Source organism: Arthrobacter sp. V1I7 (genome assembly GCF_030817015.1).
In the GTDB taxonomy this organism is placed as follows: Bacteria; Actinomycetota; Actinomycetes; order Actinomycetales; family Micrococcaceae; genus Arthrobacter.
Window position 1 is genome coordinate 2233619 of sequence record NZ_JAUSYS010000001.1, and the last position, 23551, is coordinate 2257169.

The following is a 23551-nucleotide window of genomic DNA, read 5'->3' on the forward strand; positions in this document are numbered from 1 at the left end:
CGAACCTTGAGGGTCCAGCATGGAATCTTTGCTTTTTAGCCGTTTCCTGGAAGCCTGCACCTGCACCCGCAGTGACGCCGACGTGGGCCTGACGGAGGACGAGCTGTATGGCATCTACACCAGCTGGTGCGTCCTGCATGGCTCCGATCCGGCGCCGGCCGAGGAGTTCTGGAACGCCATGCGGGAACTCGGGATACGGCGGCACTTCGTCGACTCCAGATTTATCTGCCCGCATCTGCACATGACGGGTCCGGCGGCGGTCGACTACATCCTGAGCAGCCAGCCGGATCTTCTGTAGCCGCAGGTCCGGCTTAGCTGCAGGTGCCGCTAGTTTTCCGCGGCCGGGAGATTTTTGGTGGCGGGGCCTTGCAGGACCTCCCCGCTGGCGGAGAAGCGCGAGCCGTGCAGCGGGCAGTCCCAGCTCTGCTCCGCGTCATTCCAGCTCACGAGCCCGCCGAGATGGGTGCAGACAGCGGACAGCCTGCACGTGGCGCCCTCGACAGTGGACACCGCCACCGGTCTGCGGTCCTTCCTGACTACCGTTCCCTCGCCTTCCGCCGGGACGGTGCGGGCACTTTCGGGGGCGGCCAGTTCGGCTTTCGCCCAGCTCACCACCAGGGTCTTGGCCACATCCGCGTTCAGCGTGATCGCCGCCGCGGCTCCGGCCGGCGAGGTGACGCGCCGGCGGATGGTGCGCGCCCAGTGCAGATTTCCGCCCAGGATCTGGGCGCTGAGGTCCAGGGCGGCGGCAATGCTGTTGCTCATCCCCCACTTGTTGTAGCCGGTCGCGAAGAAGATCTTTCCGCCGCCGCGCGGGAGTTTGCCGATGAAGGGCATCAGGTTGGTGGCCCGGTAGTCCTCGCCGGACCAAGGAGTGCGTGACCTCCGCTCCGGGGAAATGAAAGCGTGCCCAGTCCAGCAATTCATCCAGGCGGCGCCGTGGCGACGGCTCCCGCCCGACCTGGTGTCCGTTGCCGCCCACCACCAACAGTTCCCCGGCGGCCGCCGGGTAGCTTCGCAGCGACCGGCCGGGTGTCTCGGCCGAGAGGTACATGCCCGAAGGAATGGGGGCCGAGGCCGGCAGCCGGAGGGCTGCGGCGTAGGACTGCGAGGCCTTGAGTTTTGCAAAATACAGGCCCCGATCCAGAATCGGAACGCCGGTGGCCAGCACCACGAGGTCCGCGTGGATGGTGCCGGCGTCCGTTTCGACGGCGGCACCCGCGCCGGTCTTCACGTTCCGGACCCGGGCTCCCTGGACCAGCACACCGCCGTGGTCCCGGAAGTCGCCGGCGAGGGCCCCCAGCACGTCCATCGGATTGAACTGAGCTTGTCCCCGGAGGGCGATCGTCCGGCGTGTGGCGAATGGCAATTCGGTGTCCACGCCTTCCTCGACGTCAAGGCCCGCCGCCTTGGCCACGGTCAACTCGGCTGCCACCCGTTCGGAGCCGCCGTCCGTCACCGAATAGGTGTACGCGTCCCGTTGTTGGAAGGGGACTCCCCTTTCCGCCAGGAACCGGAGCAACCAGGCCTGGCCTTCGCGGTTGGCCTCCACGTAGGCGGTGACGACCTTTTGCGGGTACTGGCGGCGCAGCGCGGACAGCACCGTGCCTTGCAGCAGGCTGAGCTTGGCCGTGGTGTGGCCGGTGGTTCCGGCACCCACGGTCCTTGCCTCCAGGACCGCCACTTTCATGCCCGAACGTGCGAGCAGCAGGGCGCTGGACAGCCCGGTGATCCCGGCCCCCACCACCACCGCGTCGTAGCGGGACTCCGGAATCAACGGGTCCGTTATGAAGAGCCCCGCAGTGTCGAGCCAGAGTGAAGTCATGGTCGGTCCCCTTCCTTGTCTTCTCTTCCGAGGGACATGTGCCAGTTCATTCTGGAGCCCGGCCGGGGCTACCCGTCAAGAGGCGGCACGAAAGTCCGCTTCCCGGCACCGCGTTTGTCCGTCCCGATAGTCCCCATGCACGTATCGGCTGTCAGCACTCCACTTTCCCGCGGAGCTGATGCACTGCTGCAAACATGCACTTGTGAACTACTTGCACTCGTGCAAGGATATCTCTATGAGAGCGACGATTTCCAGCCCTTTGCGTGAGCGCAGGAAGGCCGAGACATGGACGGCCCTTCACGAGGCGGCCGCGTCACTTGCCGTGCAGCACGGCATCGAACAGACCACCGTGGAAGCCATCGCGGAGAGCGCCGGGGTTTCCCCTCGCACGTTTTTCAATTACTTCCGTGCCAAGGAGGACGCGATTTTGGGCCTTCACGAGCCGCACGTGGATCCTGACGAGCTGTCCCGGATCTCCCCGGCCGCCGACGATCTTCTGGACCAGGTGTCCCGGCTGCTCGTGACGGTTGTCCGGTCCGCGTTCGGCGGCACGGATCCGGCCCGGCGCCGCCAACTGCTGGTCCGCTATCCGAACCTGGGCCGTCACAAGATGGAGCAGATGGTCAAGGCGGAGGCACTGGTCTGTGACGCGGTGGCGGGCCTGCTGGCCGCCGACCCCACGTGGTCGTCCCCGGCCGCAGGCTTCGGCCCGGACGACACGGCCCGCATGCTGGTGATGATCGCCGGCGTCCCGCTCCGCTTCACCCTCACGTCAGCCGGCTTCGACCCGGCCAGAGGTGTGCAGCCCGAGGACCTCGGGCCCTCCCTCGCTCTCCTCCACCACTTGCAAAGGAAACTCTCTTGACCACTGCCCCTAACTCGGGACCAGCCGAGGGAAAGCAGCACATCGTGCTGCTGTTCGTGGGCTTGATGCTCTCGATGCTCCTCGCGGCCCTGAACCAGACGGTGCTCAGCACCGCCCTGCCGACGATCGTTGGCGAACTCCACGGTGTCAACGACATGTTGTGGGTCATCACGGCCTTCATCCTCGCCTCCACCGTCACCATGCCCATCTACGGCAAGCTCGGCGACCTGATGGGACGCAAGGCCCTGCTGATCGCCGCCATTCTGCTGTTCATGGCAGGCTCCGTCATCGGCGGCCTGGCTAACGACATGGGCGTTCTTATCACCGCCCGAGTCATTCAGGGTCTGGGCGGCGGCGGCCTGATGATCCTCTCGCAGGCGGTTATCGCTGACGTCATCCCCCCGCGGGAGCGTGGAAAGTATATGGGCATGATGGGTGGCGTCTTCGCGATCGCCTCCGTCGCCGGACCGCTGCTCGGCGGCTGGTTTACCGAAGGACCCGGCTGGCGCTGGGTCTTCTGGATCAACATCCCCCTCGGCCTGCTGGCACTGGCCGGCGCCGCGTTCTTCCTGAAGCTACCCAAGCACAGCGGAAAACCGCGCCTGGACCTCGGCGGCATGGTGCTTCTGGCGATCGCAACGACCTGCCTCGTCCTGTTCGCCACATGGGGCGGCAGCAAGTACGAATGGAACGATCCGATCATTCTGGGCCTGATCGCCGGAACGGTCCTCAGCGCTGCCGCCTTCGTCCTCGTGGAGCACCGCACCCCCGAGCCGATCATTCCGCTGCACCTTTTCAAGGACCTGAATTTCAACCTCTCCACCATCGCCGGCCTGCTGATCGGCGTGGCCATGTTCGGCGCGATCGGCTACCTCCCGACCTATCTCCAGATGGCCTTCAGCGTCAACGCCACCGATTCCGGGCTGCTCATGATCCCGATGATGGGCGCACTCCTGGTCGCCTCGGTCGTCTCCGGCCAGCTGGTCAGCCGGACCGGCCGCTACAAATGGATGCCGATTGCCGGCGGCGTGTTGGTCGCAGCCGCCCTTGTCCTGCTCTCAACCCTCAAACCCGGCGCGCCGCTTTGGGAAATCTGCGCATACCTGGCAGTCATGGGCCTGGGCCTCGGGCTGAGCATGCAGATCATGGTGCTGATCGTCCAGAACTCCTTCCCGCTGCGCGAGGTCGGCACCGCAACGGCGTCGAACAACTTCTTCCGGCAGATCGGCGCCACGCTGGGCTCGGCCGTCGTGGGCAGCCTTTTCGCCGGCAGGCTGGCGGATTTGCTTGTCGAGCGGCTGCCTCCTGCCGCGGCAACGGGCGGCGGCGCGCCCGGCGGATCGAACTCGCTGACACCAGCCGTCGTAAGCACGCTGCCCGCCCCGATCAAGGAGGCCGTCATTTCCTCCTACAACGACGCCCTGACCCCGATCTTCATCTGGATGGTCCCGCTGGCGCTGATCGCCGCGGTGCTGATGTGCTTCATCAAGGAGCGGCCGCTTGCCACCGCCATTGAGCACGATGTGCTGTCCGAATCGATCTCGGAAGGCAACATCCTGGTGACCGCCGACGACGCCGCCGCCGAGGCCACGGTTCGGGCCGGCGGTCCCCGGAGCTAATACCGAGGACTCTTATCGAGCACACACCGCGTGCAGCGCGCCCTCCCGGCGCAGCTGCACGCGGTGTTTCTTTCGTGCCGATAGGGCGATGGGCTGACGGCCCGCTTCGCTGGCACCGCCGCCGGCGTCGCGCCGGACACCACGAGTGCATCACATGCGGCTCTTGGTCCTGGCCGTTGCCGGGGCCGTCCACGGGTCTTCCGGCCAGGGATGCCGGGGGTAGCGGCCGCGCATTTCCGCACGGACCTGCGCATAGGTCCCCGACCAGAAGGACGCCAGATCGTCGGTCACGGCCAGCGGCCGCCGGGCCGGTGAGAGCAGGTGGAACAGCACCGGCACTGCCCCGCCCACCAGCCGCGGCGTCCGGTCCCAGCCGAAGCACTCCTGCAGTTTGACCGCCACAACGGGCCTGCCACCCGCGTCCCCCACGTCCGGGTAGTCGATCCTGATCCGGGAACCGCTGGGCACTTCAAGCCGCTCCGGCGCCAGCTCGTCCAGCCGCGACGCCGCGGGCCACGGCAGCAACCTCCGTAGCGGCTCGGCCAGGTCAATTCCGGCGGTGGCGGCGCCACCGGCCAGGGCCTCGAGCTCGGGGGCCAGCCACTCCTGCAGCCTGGCCAGCAACGCCGGCTCGGAGACATCCGGCCATGGATCCCCCAGTTCCCGGTGCAGCAAGGACAGACGCCGGCGCAAGGCGTCCGCCGCCGTCGACCATCCGATCGCCCCCAGCCCGTCCCGCTCCAGCGCGGCGGCTACCGCCGGACGTCCTTCTTCGGCGGACGGCCGGACCGGCGTGGAGGACAAAACGATGGCGCCGAGCCGGCGTTCCCTCCGGGCCGTCACCTTGCCCTGGCTGAACCGGGCCGCCACGGCGTCAGTAAGCAGCTGCCCGGCGGCGGCCTCTGCGGTGTCGGCCGTAAGCGGCGCGGCGGAACGGATCACGGCGCCGGTCCCGGCGGCATCCCACCCCTGCGCGCGGGACACTTCGGCCACCGCGAGCCACTCATGCCCGGAGAGGGAACTGCCGGCCGGCAGCCCTGCCCGGGTACCGGACGAGAGGAGGTAACGCTCCGGCCCGTCGCCGGGCACACGGCGCGCCACGCGGTCCGGGAACGCGAGGGCAACAACGAAACCAACTGCCTCTGCCGCCGCCAAACCGGGGGGCAGCACTGAGGGAACGACGCCGGATTTCTCCTGGCCGGCGATCGCCTCCATCCGACGGACGTCCTCCGCCCAGCGCCGGGATGACGGTTCCCTCCCGGTCCGCAGCGCGCTCATCAGCCGCGTTAAATCGGCGGCGGGCGCACGCTGGTCTCCGGCCACGAGGGCGACCGCCTCGGCCGCGGTGCGTGTGCCGACGGCGGCGGCGCCGTCCAGCAGGGCCCGGGCCAGGCGCGGGTCCGCCGGGATCCGGGCCAGGGTGCGGCCCAGATCCGTGGCGAAGCCGTCCTGTTCCACGGCGCCGAGTTCCCGCAGCACCTCCACGGCGTCCGCCATCGCCGCCGGTGGCGGTGCGTCCGGAAGTGCCAGTCCCCGCCCGCCCGGCGATCCCCAGCAGGCCAGCGTCAGCGCGGCGGCCGTCAGGTCCGCCACGGCGATCTCCGGGGTCTGATGCGCGGGCGCGGCGCCAAACGTCCTCTGGTCGTAGCAGCGCACGACTTTGCCGGGCCCCTGGCGGGCAGCGCGTCCGGCGCGCTGTTCCGCGGAGGCCCGGGAGCAGGACACGGTCACCAGTCCGGACATGCCGCGGCTGGCGTCGCGGCGAGGCTCCCGGGACAGCCCGGCGTCGATGACCAGCCGGACTCCGGGCACCGTGATGGAGGATTCGGCGAGGCCCGTGGAGACGATGATGCGCGCGGGAGCACCGGGCTCGCGCCCGGAAACGGCGCGGTCCTGCTCCGCCGGTCCGGACTGGCCGTGCAGCTCCAGGACCTCCGGGCCCCCGCGCGTGCGGAGGCGTGCGGCCACGTAGGAAACCTCCCGGGCCCCCGGGACGAAGACCAGCGCGTCGATGTCGTGTCCGGCTGCCCGGGCATCGGCGTGCGCGGCCGCAGCCGTGTCCGCCACATGGTCGAGGAAGGCCCGCGTCACGCCGCGTTCGTCCAGCCTGGCTGCGGCCCCGGGAGCCCATTCGACCTCCAGCGGGTGGAGGGCGGACGGACAGTCAACGACCGGTGCCGGGCCGCCGTCGTGCTCTCCGATGAGGCGGGCGAAGCGCGCGGCGTCCAGGGTGGCGGACATGGCGATAAGGGTGAGGTCGCCGCGCAGCTGCCGGACTTCGCCGAGCATGCCGACAAGCAGGTCCGTCTCCAGCCCGCGCTCGTGGACTTCGTCAAGGATGATAACGCCGGTGGACTCGAGTCCCGGATCCGTGAGCAGCCTGTTCAGCAGGATCCCCGGGGTGACGAACTCGATCAGGGTCCCCGGGCCCGTCTGGCGTTCGCCCCGGACCGTGTAGCCGACGCGGTCTCCAAGCCGGCTGCCGTCAAGGGCGGCCAGGCGTCGGGCGGCCGAGCGGACCGCGACGCGGCGCGGCTGCGTGACCACCACACGCGGCGCAGGACCATCGTCCGGTGGCAGCGTCCCCGGCGCGGCGGCGGCAATATTGGCCAGCAGCGGCGGGACCAGCGTTGTCTTACCCGTACCCGGAGGGGCCTGCACCACCGCCGCACCGGCCGGACCTGCCAAACGCAACGCGGCAGCAAGCTCGCCCAGCGAGGCAGCAAAAGTCAGACCGGTTCCGATGACACGCAGATCGAAAGGCCCGCTGGCAACGAGAGGGTCCACGGGGACGGGAGCGGGAGTCACGACTCCATTGTGCCCATAAAGTCGGACCGGCAAGGTCGGGCACCCGCGGGCGGGGGCGGATCAGGCGTGGCCTCGGTCATGCCGGCCCCCTGTGCCGAGGGCCAGTTCGCCGGAAACGCGCAGGTTCGCCGTGAGGTTGCGGCGAATTCGCAGGCTTCCCGCGAGCTCGGATGGAATGGGGCCCGCCGGGACGGCTGTCTACTCGGCGGACCCAGTGATCAGATCCAGCACGCGGTGCAGGGCAGGATTGCGGGCGTCACGCCGCCAGATCGCATGCAACTCGACCGGGTCCGTCTCCAGTCCGCTCAGTTCGATGTATTCCACCCCTTCGATTCCCAGCACCGTTGCGGACTGCGGGACCAGGGCGACTCCCCGACCCGCCGCGACGAGGAATATCATCGTCAGAATTTGGCTCACCGTATGAACAAAAGTGCGGTGGGACGACACCAGGCTGATCACGAGGTCGTAGAAGTATCGGGCCTGGGTTGGAGAGTGCATAATCAGATCTTCTCCCTGCAGATCCTCGGCAGTCACCGGGCGGTCCAGGAGCGTAAGACGGTGGCCCAGGGGAACCGCCACCACAATCGGTTCCTTGTACAGCAGCCGCGAGTCAAACAGGTCCTCATCAAATGGAGGTCGCGCCAGCCCGAGGTCGATCTCGCCCGTGATCAGCGACGCCGTCTGATCCCTGGTGACCATTTCGCGCAAGTCGATCTCAACGTCAGGGAGTGCGCCGGAGATTTCGTTAAGGAGCGCTCCCAGCAGGCCAAACGTTGACGCGGCAGTAAAACCGATGCGGACGGAACCCGCGGAACCCGACGATATCCGGCGGGCCAGACTGGGTGCGGCTTCGGCCAGTTCGAGTAGTTTGACCGCGTCGGCGAGAAAGACCGAACCGGCAGCAGTCAACGCCACGCCCCGGTTGTCCCGCTCAAACAGCTGCACACCGATGGACTTCTCAAGCTTTTGGATCTGACGGCTGAGGGGCGGCTGCGTCATATTGAGCCGGGCTGCCGCCCGCCCGAAATGGAGCTCTTCGGCGACCGCGACAAAGCCACGCAATTGGTCCAAGGAATACATAATACCCAAACCGTATCACGCTATGCAGAAAACGACTTGGACAGGCATAGCGGAAGCCCTCTAGGGTTCAGGAACGGCCGATTTAGTGACGGAACTCACCGACTGTAGAGTCTCCGTCCGATCCGGCGAACATTCAAGGGAGAATCTTCATGACCAAGACCACCTTCAGCCGTCGAGCTGCTTTGGGAACCGCGACCAGCATCGCGCTCGCGCTGGCATTGACTGCCTGCGGCGGCAACGTTGCCAGCACCAGCACGCCTACGGACTCCAGCAAGTTCCCGGCTGGCCCCGTCACCCTCACCATCGGAGCAGCCCCGGGAGGAAGCACCGACTTGATCGGGCGTGCACTGGCCGAAAACGCCAGCGCGGGTTTGGGTGCACCGATCCCGGTCGTCAACAAGCCCGGCGCCAACGGCGCGCTGGCCACGAAAGAGGTGGGTGGCGCCAAGCCGGATGGCCAGACGCTCGTCATCCTCAACGCTTCGCTCTTCGCCATCACTCCGCTGGCCGTGTCCGCCAATGAAGCAGTCAAGATCGAAGACTACGAGGTCATCACCGGAATTTCGCAGGATGACTACGTGCTGGTGACGAATGCCAGCACCGGGATGAAAACCATGGAGGATCTGACCAAGGCGGACAAGAAGTTCAACTTTGCCACTACCGGCGTTGGCACGGGCAGTCAGCTCGCCCAGGCCCTGCTGTTCAAGCAGGCCGAAATCGAAGGCACTGACGTGCCGTTCGACGGCGGCGCTCCCGCCATGACTGCGCTGCTGGGCAAGCAAGTTGATGTAGCGACCATCCAGCTGGCCGAAGCCATGCCACAGATCAAGGCCGGCAAGCTCAACCCGGTTGTCGTCTTCTCCAAGGAGCGGAACCAGTACCTGGCCGATACGCCGACCGCCATCGAAGCGGGCTACGACGTTCCGGTTTCACAGTTCAGGGCCGTCGCCGCACCGAAGGGCACCCCGGAACCTGTGCTGGAGAAACTGCGGGCAGCGTTCAAGACCGCCTTCGAATCGGATGCATACAAGGCGTTCAACAAGCAGAACCTGTTTACGGCAGCGGAAAACGACGGAGCAAAGGTCGCCAAAGACTGGGCGGCGGATGCGGCCAAGTTCAAGGAACTCGCACAGAAGTACGACGTTGACCTGGGTGGCGGGAAGTGACTTCAAGCTCCCAACAGGAGGCTCCCACGGGCACTTCCACCCCGACCGCTGCGTCCGCAATCGAATTCCTTAAAGCCGAGGCCGGCCCCGTCGAACCGTTGACGGCGGAGCAGCTGGCCGCCGAATGGGACGAGGAAAGACCCCCGCATGCCGGCCCCCTGGCCAACGTGGCAGCCGGTGTCGCCACGGCCTCGCTCGGAATTGCGGGAGTTGCGCTGTCGGTCTCCATGGGCATCGGGACGCCAGAACGGCCGGAAGCCGGTATGTGGCCACTCATCATCAGCGCTGTGATGGCGGTCCTGTCCGTGGCCCTTCTGCTGTTCGGGCGCAAGGCCCTGGATGCCGAGGCCTTCTCGTCCTCCAGTTGGCAGGTCGCTGCCGGCGTGGGGACCCTGATCGGGTTCGTCCTGGTCATTGGTGTGACCGGTTTCGAGATCCCGACGTTGCTCCTCACCTTCTTCTGGCTGAGGTTCCTTGGAAAGGAAACGTGGCGGATGTCCACTCTCCTCAGCGTGATCGTCACCGGAGCCTTCTACCTGATCTTCGTCGTCGCACTCAGCGTGCCTATCCCCCACCTTTTCTAGGAAATCATGGACATTTTCGGACCAGTTCTCAACGGATTCGGCGTCGTGCTGGAACCAACGAATCTGCTGTATTGCCTCATCGGTGTCGTCATCGGGATGCTCATCGGCGTTCTTCCCGGCCTCGGCCCCGCGGCGACCATCGCCATCCTCCTGCCGTTGACGTACGGTGTGGAACCGGTGACTGCCATCATCATGCTTTCCGGTATCTTCTACGGCGCGCAGTATGGCGGCACCATTACTTCCGTTCTGCTCAGGCTGCCAGGTGAAGCTTCGTCCGTGGTTACCGTCTTTGACGGCTACGCTCTGGCCCGGCAAGGCCGGGCAGGAACCGCCCTCGGGATAGCGGCCATCGGTTCCTTCTTCGGCGGGACGGTATCCATCATCGGGTTGACACTGCTGGCGCCAATCGTTGCCGGCTTCGCCCTCAGCTTCGGGCCTCCCGAGTACACCGCGCTCGCCATGTTGGGCATCCTGCTGGTCGCCACGGTGAGCAACGGCAGCAAAATTAAATCGATCATCGCCGCTTCCCTCGGATTGCTTCTGGCCACGGTGGGCCGGGATGGCTTCACCGGTGAATCGCGATTCACCTTTGGAAGCCTTTCCCTCTCCGACGGCCTGGACTTCGTCCCTATCGCCATGGGTATCTTTGGTCTCGGCGAAATTCTCTACAACCTGGAGGAACGCCACAACAAGGTTCAGGCGCCCGCCAAGGTGGCCAACGTCTGGCCCTCGCGCAAAGACCTGAAGGATTCGTCCGGAGCCATCGGCCGGGGCTCGCTGCTGGGCTTCTTCCTGGGAATTCTGCCCGGTGGCGGTGCCACTATCGCCTCCCTGGCCGCCTATGCCATGGAGAAGAAGCGCGCCAAGAACCCTGAGCGGTTCGGCCGGGGCGCAGTCGAAGGTGTCGCCGCACCGGAAAGTGCGAACAACGCAGCAGCTACATCGTCATTCATCCCACTCCTAACCTTGGGCATCCCTGCCAACGCCACCATGGCGATCATCTTTGGCGCACTGCTCATCCAAGGAGTCACCCCCGGGCCGCAGCTGGTCCAGGACAATCCGGAACTCTTCTGGGGTGTCGTCAACTCGATGTACATCGGGAACATCCTGCTGCTGATCATGAGCATTCCGCTGGTCGGCGTCTTCGTCAAAATCCTCCGGATCCGGGCCGCAATCCTGGCACCCATCACGGTGCTCATCACCTTGATCGGTGTTTACACAATCAACAACAGCATCTTCGATATCTGGCTGGTCATCGCCTTCGGTGTCGTCGGCTACCTCATGAAGAAGTTCGGCTTTGAGCCCGGCCCGCTGGTGCTGGCCTTCGTGCTCGGATCGCTGCTGGAAGAGAACCTTCGGCGTTCCCTGCTTCTGTTCGGCGGAGACACCGCCGGCTTCGTAACCCGGCCCATCTCGGGGGTTCTCCTGCTGCTGTTCGTGCTGGTCGTACTGCTGCCTCTCATCCAGAAAGCCTTCAAGAAGTCCCGGGCCGGTAACGCCGTGGACATCGCGCCGCAGAAAGAAAAGGAAACAGTATGACAATCCTGATCGGCTACGTGCCGACCCCCGAAGGTGAGGCCGCCCTTGACGCCGGGATCGCCGAGGGCAGGCTCCGCAACGAAACCATCGTCATTCTCAATTCCCCCCGCAAGGGCGCGCCCGTGGACGCCGCCCTCGCCTCGGCCGAACAGGTTGCCGCCCTGGTCAAGCGGGCCAAGGACGCCGGAGTGGCGGCGATGATCCGCCAGCCGGGGCACACGGACGACCTGACCGACGAATTCATCGACATCGCGGACGAAATCGATGCCTCCCTGATCGTGATCGGGCTCCGCCGCAGGTCCCAGGTGGGGAAATTCATTCTCGGCAGTCATTCCCAAAGGATCCTGCTGCAGGCCGATCGCCCCGTCCTTGCGGTCAAATCGCAATAGCAGTCTGTATCCGCACGGCCGCCAACCACCCGGAAGGTGGGACACCGGCCTTCGCCCCAAAATGAGGAGTTACAAAGCCAGTGAACAAACCACTTCCGCCTTCAACCGGCCAGCACCGGGTCAAGGACATTATCATTACCCCCGTAGCCTTCAAGGATCCCCCGCTTCTGAACGCCGTGGGAGTGCACGAGCCATTTGCGCTGCGGGCGATCGTGGAGGTGACGACCGACAGCGGGGTTCTTGGACTGGGCGAAACCTACGGAGACGCCCCCCACCTGGAACGCCTCAGGCTTGCCGCACAGGCCCTGGCCGGGGCTGACGTCTTCAACATCAACGACATGCGACGGCGGGTCGTCGGCGCGCTCGCCGCTGACACCACTGTCGGCGGGCATGGTATGTCCGGGATGGTCACGGGTTCCAGCACACCCGACAGGGTCCTGTCCCCCTTCGACGTCGCGGCCCTGGACATCCAGGGAAAGATTCTTGGCCGTCCGGTCAGTGACCTGCTTGGCGGCGCCATCCGGGATGAAATAGCTTTCAGCGGTTACCTCTTCTACAAATGGGCTGGACATCCAGGACACGAGGAGGACTCGTGGGGGGCTGCACTTGATCCCTCGGGGATCGTCGGTCAGGCCAAACGGATGATCACCGATTACGGTTTCACCGCGCTGAAGCTCAAGGGAGGCGTGTTTGCCCCCGAGCAGGAAATCGATGCGATCCTCGCCCTGCGGGCGGCGTTCCCGGATATTCCGCTGCGCCTGGACCCAAACGGCGCCTGGAACGTGGAGACGTCCATCAAGGTCGGCACGGCGCTGGAAGGCGTCCTGGAATATCTGGAGGACCCGACCCCCGGCATACCAGGGATGGCTGAAGTACGTCGTAACGTCTCCATGCCGCTGGCCACCAACATGTGTGTGGTCAGCTTCGGCGACGTGGCACCCGCCGTGGCCGCCGGTGCCGTGGACGTGATCCTCTCGGACCACCACTTCTGGGGAGGACTTCGCAGGTCGCAGTCGCTGGCGGGAATCACCGAAACCTTCGGCCTTGGCCTGTCGATGCACTCCAATTCGCATCTGGGCATCAGTCTGGCAGCCATGGTCCATCTCGCCGCGGCCACCCCGAACCTGGACTATGCCTGCGATACGCACTGGCCCTGGAAGGATCCGTCGGAGGACGTCATCGAACCCGGACCCCTGGTTTTCAGCAACGGTGCCGTGGCAGTTCCCACAACACCCGGGCTGGGCATTGAACTGGACCGGGACGCACTTGCCCGACTGCACGAGCAGTACGTTCAGTCCGGCATGCTCAACCGGGACGACACCGGCTACATGCAGAGCCTCCACCCCGACTACGAACTGGAATCCCCCCGATGGTGAATGACCGCATCACTTCCGTCAAAGTGTCCTTGGTGATCCTGCCCCTGCAGACGCCGGCCAGCGACGCCAAAGTGCTCACCGGGAAGCAGAAGCCGCTCTCCGAAGTCGCGTTCCTGTTCGCGGAAATACAGTCCGAAGAGGGCCACGAAGGCGTCGGCTACAGCTACGCCTTGCGGGCAGGTGCCCCGGCCCTGTACGCCCACGCCAGGGAACTCGCTCCCGAACTGATCGGCGAGAACCCCAACGACATCCAGCGGATCTGGAGCAAACTGGCATGGTTCGGCCAGTCGGTGGGCCGCAGCGGGGTGACCGCCCAGGCCGTCGCGGCCTTCGACGTTGCCCTTTGGGACCTGAAAGCCAAGCGCGCCCGCCTGCCCTTGGCGCAACTTCTCGGCGCACACCGGGATTCCGTCCCCTGCTACAACACCTCCGGCGGATATCTTTCCACGCCCATCGATGAGTTGATCACGAACGCGCAGGCATCACTCGCCGCCGGCATCGGCGGGATCAAGATCAAGGTCGGCCAGCCCGACCGGCGGCTGGACCTCAGCCGCGTTGCTGCCGTCCGGTCGGCCCTGGGCGAGGATGTCCCGCTGATGGTCGACGCCAACCAGCAGTGGAACCGCACCACCGCCATCCGCATGGGCCTCGCCCTTGAGGAACACGGCCTGACGTGGATCGAGGAGCCGCTGGACGCCTACGATGCCGACGGCCACGCTGATCTCGCCCGCCAGCTTGCGACGCCTATAGCTACCGGTGAAATGCTTACGAGTACCGCCGATCACCACCAACTCATCCGGCGGGGCGCCGTGGACTTTATCCAGCCCGATGCTCCACGGGTCGGAGGCATTACCCCGTTCCTGAGAATCATGGCGCTGGGAGAACAGGCCAAGATGAACATGGCGCCGCACTTCGCCATGGAAATTCATATCCACCTTTCGGCCGCCTATGAACTGGACGCGTGGGTGGAGCACTTCGACTGGCTGGAGCCGCTATTCGACGAGCGCCTGGAGATCCGTGGCGGGCGCATGCAGGTGCCCTCCCGACCCGGCTTGGGATTCAGCATCAGCGAACAGGCCCGGCGCTTGACGGTCCAGACGGACACGTTCATGGACACCCGCCAGCTGGCACGGCAGCACAGCGATGCATAACGGGTATCACCTAATACATAAATAGGCTTAGACAGACATGGAACCACTACCTAGTCTGAAAAGGAATCAACAGCACCCGCCCATCACGGCGCTCACCCGGAGGACCACATCGTGGCAAAATACACACCCCAGGAACTGGCGAACGTCCTCAAGGACGGCCTGCTCTCCTTCCCCGTCACCTCGTTCGATGCAGAGCTGCAGTTCGACGAGGAGAACTACCGCAAGCACCTGGCCTGGCAGGCCAGCTTCCCGGTGGCCGGGCTCTTCGCGGCAGGCGGAACCGGTGAAGGCTTCTCGCTGACCCCGGCCGAGTCCGAGCGCGTTGTCCGTGCCGCCGTCGAGGAAGTCGGCGGCATCGTTCCCGTCCTTGCCTCCGCCGGCGGATCCACCGCGCAGGCTGTCGAAAATGCCCGCGCCGCCGAGGCCGCCGGCGCCGAGGGCATCCTGCTGCTCCCGCCCTACCTGACCGAAGCGGACCAGGCCGGCCTGATCGACCACGTCAGCGCCATCTGCCGGTCCACCTCCCTCGGTGTCATCATCTACAACCGTGCCAACGCGATCTACAAGGACACCACCGTCGCCACGCTGGCCGACCGCCATGAAAACCTGATCGGATTCAAGGACGGCGTCGGGGATCTCGAACACGACGCACGCGTCTACGCCAAGCTCGGCGACCGCCTGTTCTACCTCGGCGGCCTTCCCACGGCCGAGACGTTCGCCCTTCCGCTGCTGCAGCTGGGCATGAGCACTTACTCCAGCGCAATGTACAACTTCGTTCCGCAGTTCGCCCTGGACTTCTACCAGGACGTCCGCAACCAGGACCGCGTCGCGGTGAACCAGAAGCTCAACCAGTTCGTGATTCCCTACCTGGACATCCGCGACCGGGTCAAGGGCTACTCCGTCTCGATCGTCAAGGGCGGCCTCGACGCGATCGGCCGCTCCGCCGGCGGAGTCCGGCCGCCGCTGCAGAACCTGGCGCCCCAGGATCTCGCGGACCTCAAGTCCCTCATCGCCACCGTTTCCTAGGAGGACGCACCGTGACACTCACCGGACACTCGCTCATCGCGGGCCAGCCCGTCGCCGGGGACGGCAAGACGGCGTACGGCTTCAACCCCGCCACCAACGAGCAACTTGAACCCGGCTACACCTTGATTACCGAAGAGCAGCTCAAGGCAGCCACCTCCGCCGCCGCCGAGGCCTACGCCTCCTTCAGCACGCTGGACCCGGAAACCCACGCCCGGTTCCTGGAGGCCATTGCCGAGAACATCGAGGCGATCGGCGGGGAGCTCACCACCCGTGCCCGCCTCGAGACCGGGCTGCCGGCCGCCCGGCTCCAGGGCGAGCGGGCCCGCACGACCGGCCAGCTCCGCCTCTTCGCCGCCGTCGTCCGCCAGGGCGATTTCCGCGGTGTCCGGATCGACCCTGCGCTGCCGGACCGCGCTCCCCTGCCGCGGGCCGACATCCGGCAGCGGCAGATCCCGCTCGGCCCCGTCGCGGTCTTTGGCGCCAGCAACTTCCCGCTGGCCTTCTCGACGGCGGGCGGCGACACCGCCTCCGCCCTCGCCGCCGGCTGCCCCGTGGTCTTCAAGGCCCACAACGCCCACCCCGGCACCGGCGAACTCGTCGGCCAGGCCATTGCCAAGGCAGTCCGCGACGCCGGGCTGCATCCCGGCGTCTTCTCGCTGATCTACGGACCGGGCAGCAGCATCGGCCAGGCCCTCGTCGCCGATCCGGCCATCAAGGCCGTCGGCTTCACCGGCTCGCAGTCGGCCGGTATCGCCCTGATGCGCACCGCCGCTGCCCGGCCCGAGCCGATTCCGGTATATGCGGAGATGTCCTCGCTCAACCCGGTCTTCGTCTTCCCCGGAGCCCTGAACGGCTCCGCCGAACAGATAGACGCGCTCGCCCGGCAGTACGTCACGGCCGTCACCGGCAGCTCCGGGCAGCTCTGCACTTCCCCCGGCCTGTTGTTCGCCCCTGCCGGTGAGGCAGGCGACGCCTTCGCCGCCGCCGTCGGCCAGGCCGTGTCCGCCTGCGCCGGGCAGACCATGCTGACCGAAGGCATCGCCGGGTCCTGGAACGCCGGGGCCGAGGCCCTGGGCTCCGCCGACAACGTCAGTGTCGTCGGGCAGGGCGCCCAAGGGGCCACGAAGAACGCCCCCGCCCCCGCCATCTTCGGGACTTCCGTCGCCGAGTTCGTGTCCAACCACGTGCTGCACGCGGAGATCTTCGGCGCCGCGAGCCTGGTGATCCGCTATTCGACCACCGAGGAACTCGTCGACGCCGCCAGCCGGCTCGAAGGTCAGCTCACGGCCTCCCTGCAGCTCACCGAAGAGGACCACCCTGCGGCGGCAGGCCTCATCCCTGTGCTGGAGCAGAAGGTCGGCCGGATCATCGTCAACGGCTGGCCGACCGGCGTCGAGGTCGGGCACGCCATGGTCCACGGGGGCCCGTTCCCCGCAACCTCGGACGCCCGGACCACGTCCGTCGGTACGCTGGCCATCAACCGGTTCCTGCGGCCCGTCGCATACCAGAACCTGCCGCAGGAACTGCTCCCGGCACCGCTGCAGGACGCCAACCCGTGGCGGCTGAACCGCCGGATCGACGGCGTCGTGGAGACCGCTGCAGCAGTAGAGGCAGCATCAGAGAAAGCAGAGGTCAACGCGTGAGCACCCAGCCCACCATCGCCCGCGTTGAAGTGGTCCCGGTCGCCGGGCACGACAGCATGCTGATGAACCTCAGCGGCGCGCACGGCCCGTTCTTCACCCGCAACATCGTCATCATCACCGATTCGGACGGCCGCACCGGCCTCGGTGAAGTGCCCGGCGGGGAGAAGATCCGCACCACCATCGAGGAAGCCGGCACGCTGCTCGCCGGAAAGCCGGTGGCCCGCTACCGCTCCCTGCTGCGGGACGTCGCGGCGGAGTTCGCCGACCGCGACGCCGGCGGCCGCGGCCAGCAGACCTTTGACCTGCGCACCACCGTCCACGCCGTCACCGCGGTCGAATCCGCCCTCCTCGACCTGCACGGCCAGTTCCTCGCAGTTCCGGTCGCGGAACTGCTCGGCGACGGCCAGCAGCGCAGCTCGGTACCCATGCTCGGCTATCTTTTCTTCATCGGAGACCCCGGCCGGACGGATTTGCCGTACCTGGTAGAGCAGGCTCCGGCCGACCGGTGGGAAAAGCTCCGGCGGCAGGAGGCAATGACCCCGGAAGCCGTCGTCGCCCTGGCCGAAGCAGCCCAGGAACGGTACGGCTTCAGCGACTTCAAGCTCAAGGGCGGCGTGCTCGCAGGCGACGCCGAGGTGGACGTGGTCACCGCCCTGGCCAAACGTTTCCCGGACGCGCGCGTCACCCTTGATCCCAACGGCGGCTGGCTCCTGGACGAAGCCATCCGCCTGGGCAAACGCATGCAGGGCGTGGTGGCCTATGCCGAAGACCCCTGCGGCGCGGAAGGGCGCTTCTCGGGACGTGAGGTCATGGCCGAATTCCGCCGCGCCACCGGGCTGAAGACCGCCACGAACATGATCGCCACGGACTGGCGGGAAATGTCCCACGCCATCCGCAGCAACGCCGTGGATATCCCCCTCGCGGACCCGCATTTCTGGACCATGCACGGCTCCGTCCGGGTGGCCCAGTTGTGCAACGAGTTCGGCCTCACCTGGGGCTCGCACTCGAACAACCACTTCGACATTTCGCTGGCGATGTTCACGCACACCGGAGCCGCCGCGCCGGGTGAGATCACGGCATTGGACACGCACTGGATCTGGCAGGACGGTCAAGGCCTCACCAAGGAGCCGCTGCAGATCAAGGACGGCGCCATCGAGGTTCCGGACGCGCCCGGCCTCGGTATCGAACTGGACCGCGACGCCCTGGACAAGGCCCACCGGCTGTATCTGGAACACGGCCTCGACGCCCGAGACGACAGCATCGGCATGCAGTACTACATCGACGGCTGGTCCTTCGACCCCAAGCGGCCCTGCCTCGTCCGCTAGGCCACATCCCCCAGGGGATCCCCCACTTCCGCACGGCCGGCCCTCCTTCCGCAACGAGGAGACGGCCGTGCGGAAACCCACCTCCGGCGTTCCCGGCGGCAGGCACCTGACGGAAAGGCATGAAACTTGGGCGGCGTTGTCACCGGAATACTGATTGTGGCCTCCGTCATCGCCGTCGGATACCTCGCGGCCCGGCTGCGGATCCTCGGACCGGAGGTCCAGGGCGCCCTGACCCGCACCGCCTACTACGTCACCAACCCGGCACTGCTGTTCACCGTGGTGGCCGGAAGCGATATCCGGGCCGCGCTCGGCACCGATGCCCCGCTGGCGCTGCTGTCCGCAGCGGCAGTGGGGCTGCTTTATTGCCTGCTGAGTCTCCTGTTCTTCCGCCGGCCGGTGGCGGAGACCGCCGTCGGCGCCATGTCGAGCAGCTACGCGAACGCCAACAACATCGGCATCCCCGTCTCCCTGTACGCCGTCGGAACGGCCCAGTATGTGGCTCCCGTGCTGTTGGTGCAGATCCTCGTGCTGGCACCGTTCTATCTGACCGTACTGGGCCTCGCGTCCGGGTCGAAGATCTCCTGGCGTAAGCTGCTGCTCCAGCCGTTCGCCAACCCGATGATCATTGCCTCCGGCCTGGGTGCGGCCGTCGCACTGACAGGCTGGACCGTCCCCGGACTGCTGCTGAAACCTGTCGACATGCTCGCCGGCGGCGCCGTCCCCATGGTGTTGCTGGCCTTCGGACTGTCCCTGGCGGGCAAAGCTCCGCTGCAAAAGGGCGACGGCCGCACTGAATCGCTCGTCGCCACGTTCCTGAAGATTATCGGCATGCCCCTGATCGTCTGGGCCCTGGGCCGCTTCGTCTTCGGACTCGAGGGGCAGCATCTGCTGGCGAGCGTGATCATGGGCGCGCTGCCGACAGCCCAGAATGTGTTTCTCTTCGCCGCCCCCTACGGCCGGGGCGTGATCGTTGCCCGCGACGTGATCCTGTGCACCACGCTGCTCTGCGCCGGCTCCCTGCTGGTCATCGCCTGGTTGCTTGGCTGATTGTGGCGTAATTGCGGGCGAGTACTTGTTATACAACTAGACAACTTGTAGCATAAGTTGAGCGGGGCGGAGTTGCCCCGCAGGAACTTCAGGGAGAACCATGACCAGCGTTGATCTCATCCGCCACGTAAAGCTGTCCACGGCCAGGCTTCCGCTCGCCGTCCCGATCAGCGACGCGAAGGTGTTCACCGGACGCCAGAAGCCCATGACCGAAGTCGTGTTCCTCTTCGCGGAAATCACCACCGAACAGGGCCACAGCGGAATCGGCTTCAGCTACTCCAAACGGGCCGGCGGCCCGGCCCAGTACGCCCACGCCAAGGAAGTCGCCGAAGGCATCATCGGCGAGGACCCGAACGACATCGGCAGGCTCTACACCAAGCTTCTCTGGGCCGGGGCCTCCGTCGGCCGGTCCGGCGTCGCCACCCAGGCCCTTGCCGCGATCGACATTGCGCTCTACGACCTCAAAGCCAAGCGCGCCGGCCTGCCGCTGGCCAAGTTCCTCGGCTCCTACCGGGACTCCGTGCAGACCTATAACACCTCCGGCGGCTTCCTGAACGCCTCCCTCGACGAGGTCAAGGCCCGCGCCACCGTCCTGCTGGACGAAGGCATCGGCGGCATCAAGATCAAAGTCGGCCTCCCGGACACGGCCGAGGACCTGCGCCGGGTCGCCGGCATCCGCGAGCACATCGGCTGGGACGTGCCCCTCATGGTCGACGCCAACCAGCAGTGGGACCGCGCCACCGCCCTGCGGATGGGGCGCCGGCTGGAGGAGTTCAACCTCGTCTGGATCGAGGAACCGCTGGACGCCTACGACTTCGAAGGACACGCGGACCTCGCCCGCGCCCTCGACACGCCCATCGCCACCGGCGAGATGCTGGCCTCCGTCGCGGAGCACAAGGGACTGATCAACGCCAACGGCTGCGACATCATCCAGCCCGATGCGCCCCGCGTGGGCGGTATCACGCAGTTCCTGCGCCTCGCGGCCCTGGCGGACGAGCGCGGGCTGGGCATGGCCCCGCACTTCGCGATGGAAATCCACCTCCACCTCGCCGCCGCCTACCCGCGCGAACCGTGGGTGGAGCACTTCGACTGGCTCGATCCGCTCTTCAACGAACGCCTCGAAACCAAGGGCGGCCGCATGCTGGTACCGGACCGTCCCGGACTCGGCATCTCCCTGAGCGAGCAGGCACGCGCCTGGACGACAGAGTCAGCTGACTTCGGCAAGTAACCTTGAAGCCATGAGCCGGAACCTGACCGCGGACCTCGCCACCGATCTTCGCAGGCGCATCGTCGACGGCGTCATCCAGCCGGGCGCCAAGCTGCCCAGCGAAAACGCGCTGATCAGCGAATTCGGCGTCAGCCGGACCGTGGTCCGCTCGGCCCTGACCCGGCTGCAGGCCGAGGGACTGGTGGAAACCGAACGGGGGCGGGGCAGCTTTGCGCTGACCCCGCCGCCGGACGGACCGCAGCAGGCCGCCGGAAGCCGCCCCGTGGCCAGCCTGGAGGACCGCCTGTGGCAGCTGGAGTTCCGCATCGCCGTGGAGTCCGAGGCCGCCGCCCTCGCCGCCCGAAACCACACAGACCGGCAGCTGAAGGCCGTCCGGAAGGCGTTTGAGGCCTTCACGGAGAGCGCGGCGCACCCGGCACACGCCATGAAGGCCGACTACGAGTTCCACCGGGCCATTGCCGCGGCGTCCGGAAATCCCTTCTATTCCGACTGCCTGGCATCCCTCGGGCAGACCATGATCGCCATGCCCCGCGCCCGCCTTCTGGGCGGAGATGGGCACTACGCGCGCGAGCATTTCGACCAGGTGGTGCAGGAGCATCAGTCAATCGTCGCCGCCATCGCGGAGGGCGACGGGCCGTCGTCGTCGGCGGCAATGCGGAGCCATCTGGCAAACTCCCGACGCAGGTTGCGCACCGCCGCTCCCGGCAACGGCTGAGGTCAGCGCTTCAGGGGAGGATTCAGTCCCTGAGGGGCTCCGGTAATGCAGCATCTGAGTTGGACGGGCATTGCCGGCGCCGAATAAAGTGAGGAATCGCTGTGGCGCGGCCCACAACCAATCCGCCCGGCCGGCCAGCTTCGCCGATTCTAAGGAAATCCCCATGCAGTCTGTAGACACCGCCGTCACGGACGTGGTCGTTGCCACGAAAAAGTTCTTCAAGCGGGTGCTGCCCATCATGCTGATCATGCTGGTGTGCAACCAGCTCAACCGGTCCAACATCGGCTATGCCCAGGAACATCTGCAGGCGGATGTCGGCATCGGTGCTGCCGCATACGGCTTCGGGGCCGGGCTGTTCTTCATCGCCTACGCCATCTTCGAACTCCCCAGCAACGTAATGATGGAGAAGTACGGCGCCAAAGTCTGGCTGGCCCGGATCATGATCAGCTGGGGCATCGTGTCCTTCCTGATGGCGTTCGTGCAGAACGAGTCGATGTTCTACCTCCTGCGGTTCCTGCTGGGCGCCGCGGAAGCCGGGTTCTTCCCCGCGGTGATCTTCTATTTCGCCCGCTGGGTGCCGGCAGGTCAGCGCGGCAAGGCCACGGCGATCTTCATCGCCGGTTCGTCGATTGCCGCGGCCCTTTCGGGCCCGATCGCCGGTTTGCTGCTGAGCCTTCACAATGTGCTCGGCCTACGCGGCTGGCAGTGGCTGTTCGGCCTCGAAGGATTGCTGTCTGTCGTCGTCGGCGTCGTAGTGTTCTTCCTGCTGGACGCGAAGATCCAGGACGCCAAGTGGCTGAGCGCCGGTGAGAAGGACGCCCTGTCGGCCGCGATTGCCCAAGAGGACGCCCAGCACGCCGCTTCCTCCCCGGGCAAGGGAACGCTCAACCGCTGGAAGATGCTCCTGAACCCGCAGATCCTCCTGCTGTGCGCCATCTATTTCGCCGTCCAGCTCTCCATCTACGCCAATACTTTCTGGTTGCCCACCATCATCAAGCGCATCCCGGGAACCACCGACCTCAGCGTCGGCTTTCTCTCCGCCATTCCCTGGGTCTGCGCCGTGATCGCCATGTACTTTGCCGCCCGATGGCAGGACAAGGCCAAGTCGAAGCGGCCCTTGCTCGTAGCGGCACTGCTGGTCGCCGCAGTGGGTACCCTCGCAGCCGCCGTCGCCTCGCCGGTGCTGGCACTGGTCTTCCTGGCGGTCGCCGCCATGGGCTTCAAGAGCGCCTCACCCTTGTTCTGGACCATCCCGCAGTCGGACCTGCACCCCATGGTCCTTGCCCCGGCCATCGCCATCATCAACTCGCTCGGTAACCTCGGCGGCTTTGTGGCGCCCTTCGGCTTCGGTCTGATCAAGGAACAGACGGGCAGCGTCGTCCCCGGGCTCTTCGCCCTTGCCGCGGCGTCGACGATCGCCGCCGGTCTGGTCTACTTCCTGAAGGAACGCAGGACGCAGGCTGAGACCGATCAAGGCACCGACGAACGCACCGCCGAGGCCCCGGACGAGGCCGCAAGGGAACTCGTCGCGGCCCGCTAGCCCCAGAACGCGTCGCCCTGCGCAGTGTCAACGTAGAATTCGCGGCCTTCGGTGATCTTGCCGTTCCGTACCTGGAAGGCGACTACGCCGTCCATGTCCAGGCTCCTGCCGCTACTTTCTGCCTGGTTATGCTGCAGGGCGACGGTGTAGTTTTCGCCGTCGATGATGTCCTGCAGGGTCACTTTCAGCTGGCCTTCCGAGCGTGTCCCGAGTTCCCGGAAGTAGGTCAGGATGGCGTCGCGTCCCTCCTTCCTGCCGGAGAGCGTGCCGTTTCCCGGAGCGAGCCAGAAGGCGTCTTCGGCGAACAACCCGCTGAGGGTCTCCATGTCGCCTGCATTAAAGGCCTCATACCCGCGTCGGATCAGTTCAACGTTCTCTTCTGTGCCCATTTCGGCCACCTCTCCGTTCGTCGTTGTCGGGTCCGTTGTTCGAACGGGTTAACGCTATTCCGGGCTGTTCTGCTTGTCGATGGGCCGCGGGTCGGGGCCATTGAGTGTTCGGTGCGCGGGAACTAGGGCGGTCGAGAAGGGGGTACTGGCAGTACCTGTCACAGCAGGGCCTCCCGCGCGCGGTAAGGCCCCTGTTTACTGGATAGGGTCCACGAGACCCACCACTGACGCAATCA

General features: G+C 66.3%; 21 protein-coding genes. 16 read left to right on the forward strand and 5 right to left on the reverse strand.

Annotated features, from left to right (window positions below):
- Positions 1-19: 19 nt before the first annotated feature.
- A complete protein-coding gene (locus QFZ69_RS10390) occupies positions 20-298 on the forward strand; it encodes a hypothetical protein (RefSeq protein ID WP_306917894.1) in 279 nt (92 codons plus the stop codon).
- A gap of 29 nt (positions 299-327) precedes the next feature.
- Here the strand turns inward: QFZ69_RS10390 and QFZ69_RS10395 are convergent, their stop codons facing one another.
- Complete coding sequence (locus QFZ69_RS10395) at positions 328-516, reverse strand: Rieske 2Fe-2S domain-containing protein (protein WP_307000089.1); 189 nt, start codon at positions 514-516, stop codon at positions 328-330.
- Entirely contained in the window at positions 434-1825 is a 1392-nt protein-coding gene (locus QFZ69_RS10400; RefSeq protein WP_307000091.1) for an FAD-binding oxidoreductase, read from the reverse strand. Before QFZ69_RS10400 ends, QFZ69_RS10395 begins: the two co-directional genes overlap by 83 nt.
- Before the next feature lie 235 nt (positions 1826-2060).
- Here QFZ69_RS10400 and QFZ69_RS10405 point away from each other — a divergent pair, with 235 nt between their 5' ends.
- Both QFZ69_RS10405 and QFZ69_RS10410 read left to right on the forward strand, forming a co-directional pair.
- Positions 2061-2690: a TetR/AcrR family transcriptional regulator gene (locus QFZ69_RS10405; RefSeq protein ID WP_306917899.1), complete on the forward strand. Its 630-nt coding sequence runs from the start codon at positions 2061-2063 to the stop codon at positions 2688-2690.
- On the forward strand, positions 2687-4309 hold the full coding sequence (locus tag QFZ69_RS10410) for an MDR family MFS transporter (protein WP_307000093.1): 1623 nt from the start codon (positions 2687-2689) through the stop codon (positions 4307-4309). The genes QFZ69_RS10405 and QFZ69_RS10410 overlap by 4 nt, the downstream gene beginning before the upstream one ends.
- Before the next feature lie 150 nt (positions 4310-4459).
- Here the strand turns inward: QFZ69_RS10410 and hrpB are convergent, their stop codons facing one another.
- On the reverse strand, positions 4460-7117 hold the full coding sequence (gene hrpB, locus QFZ69_RS10415; protein WP_306917903.1) for an ATP-dependent helicase HrpB: 2658 nt from the start codon (positions 7115-7117) through the stop codon (positions 4460-4462).
- Positions 7118-7315: 198 nt separating this feature from the next.
- Complete coding sequence (locus QFZ69_RS10420) at positions 7316-8197, reverse strand: LysR family transcriptional regulator (RefSeq protein ID WP_306917905.1); 882 nt, start codon at positions 8195-8197, stop codon at positions 7316-7318.
- Positions 8198-8346: 149 nt separating this feature from the next.
- Here QFZ69_RS10420 and QFZ69_RS10425 point away from each other — a divergent pair, with 149 nt between their 5' ends.
- The 13 genes from QFZ69_RS10425 (at position 8347) to QFZ69_RS10485 (ending at position 22926) form a co-directional block, all read left to right on the forward strand.
- Positions 8347-9363: a tripartite tricarboxylate transporter substrate binding protein gene (locus QFZ69_RS10425; protein ID WP_306917908.1), complete on the forward strand. Its 1017-nt coding sequence runs from the start codon at positions 8347-8349 to the stop codon at positions 9361-9363.
- The gene (locus QFZ69_RS10430) at positions 9360-9947 is read left to right on the forward strand and encodes a tripartite tricarboxylate transporter TctB family protein (protein WP_306917910.1); all 588 of its coding nucleotides are present in this window, start codon (positions 9360-9362) and stop codon (positions 9945-9947) included. The genes QFZ69_RS10425 and QFZ69_RS10430 overlap by 4 nt, the downstream gene beginning before the upstream one ends.
- A 6-nt stretch (positions 9948-9953) precedes the next feature.
- Positions 9954-11486, forward strand: a complete 1533-nt coding sequence (locus QFZ69_RS10435) for a tripartite tricarboxylate transporter permease (RefSeq protein WP_306917912.1) — start codon at positions 9954-9956, stop codon at positions 11484-11486.
- Positions 11483-11875, forward strand: coding sequence for a universal stress protein (locus QFZ69_RS10440; protein ID WP_306917915.1), 393 nt, complete (start codon positions 11483-11485; stop codon positions 11873-11875). The genes QFZ69_RS10435 and QFZ69_RS10440 overlap by 4 nt, the downstream gene beginning before the upstream one ends.
- A gap of 80 nt (positions 11876-11955) precedes the next feature.
- On the forward strand, positions 11956-13251 hold the full coding sequence (locus tag QFZ69_RS10445) for a glucarate dehydratase family protein (RefSeq protein ID WP_306917917.1): 1296 nt from the start codon (positions 11956-11958) through the stop codon (positions 13249-13251).
- A complete protein-coding gene (locus QFZ69_RS10450) occupies positions 13245-14402 on the forward strand; it encodes a mandelate racemase/muconate lactonizing enzyme family protein (RefSeq protein ID WP_306917919.1) in 1158 nt (385 codons plus the stop codon). Before QFZ69_RS10445 ends, QFZ69_RS10450 begins: the two co-directional genes overlap by 7 nt.
- Positions 14403-14513: 111 nt before the next feature.
- Positions 14514-15428, forward strand: coding sequence for a 5-dehydro-4-deoxyglucarate dehydratase (kdgD, locus tag QFZ69_RS10455; RefSeq protein ID WP_306917921.1), 915 nt, complete (start codon positions 14514-14516; stop codon positions 15426-15428).
- 11 nt (positions 15429-15439) lie between these two features.
- On the forward strand, positions 15440-17071 hold the full coding sequence (locus tag QFZ69_RS10460) for an aldehyde dehydrogenase (NADP(+)) (RefSeq protein WP_306917923.1): 1632 nt from the start codon (positions 15440-15442) through the stop codon (positions 17069-17071).
- Entirely contained in the window at positions 17068-18396 is a 1329-nt protein-coding gene (locus tag QFZ69_RS10465; protein WP_306917925.1) for an enolase C-terminal domain-like protein, read from the forward strand. The genes QFZ69_RS10460 and QFZ69_RS10465 overlap by 4 nt, the downstream gene beginning before the upstream one ends.
- A 126-nt stretch (positions 18397-18522) precedes the next feature.
- On the forward strand, positions 18523-19443 hold the full coding sequence (locus tag QFZ69_RS10470) for an AEC family transporter (protein WP_306917927.1): 921 nt from the start codon (positions 18523-18525) through the stop codon (positions 19441-19443).
- A gap of 100 nt (positions 19444-19543) precedes the next feature.
- A complete protein-coding gene (locus tag QFZ69_RS10475) occupies positions 19544-20671 on the forward strand; it encodes a mandelate racemase/muconate lactonizing enzyme family protein (protein ID WP_306917928.1) in 1128 nt (375 codons plus the stop codon).
- Between the two features lie 10 nt (positions 20672-20681).
- Complete coding sequence (locus tag QFZ69_RS10480; RefSeq protein ID WP_306917930.1) at positions 20682-21386, forward strand: FadR/GntR family transcriptional regulator; 705 nt, start codon at positions 20682-20684, stop codon at positions 21384-21386.
- A gap of 163 nt (positions 21387-21549) precedes the next feature.
- Positions 21550-22926 (forward strand): MFS transporter, encoded by a 1377-nt coding sequence (locus QFZ69_RS10485; protein WP_306917933.1) that lies wholly within the window; start codon positions 21550-21552, stop codon positions 22924-22926.
- Here QFZ69_RS10485 and QFZ69_RS10490 read toward each other — a convergent pair.
- Positions 22923-23315, reverse strand: a complete 393-nt coding sequence (locus QFZ69_RS10490) for a nuclear transport factor 2 family protein (protein ID WP_306917935.1) — start codon at positions 23313-23315, stop codon at positions 22923-22925. The genes QFZ69_RS10485 and QFZ69_RS10490 overlap by 4 nt on opposite strands.
- Between the last annotated feature and the right edge of the window lie 236 nt (positions 23316-23551).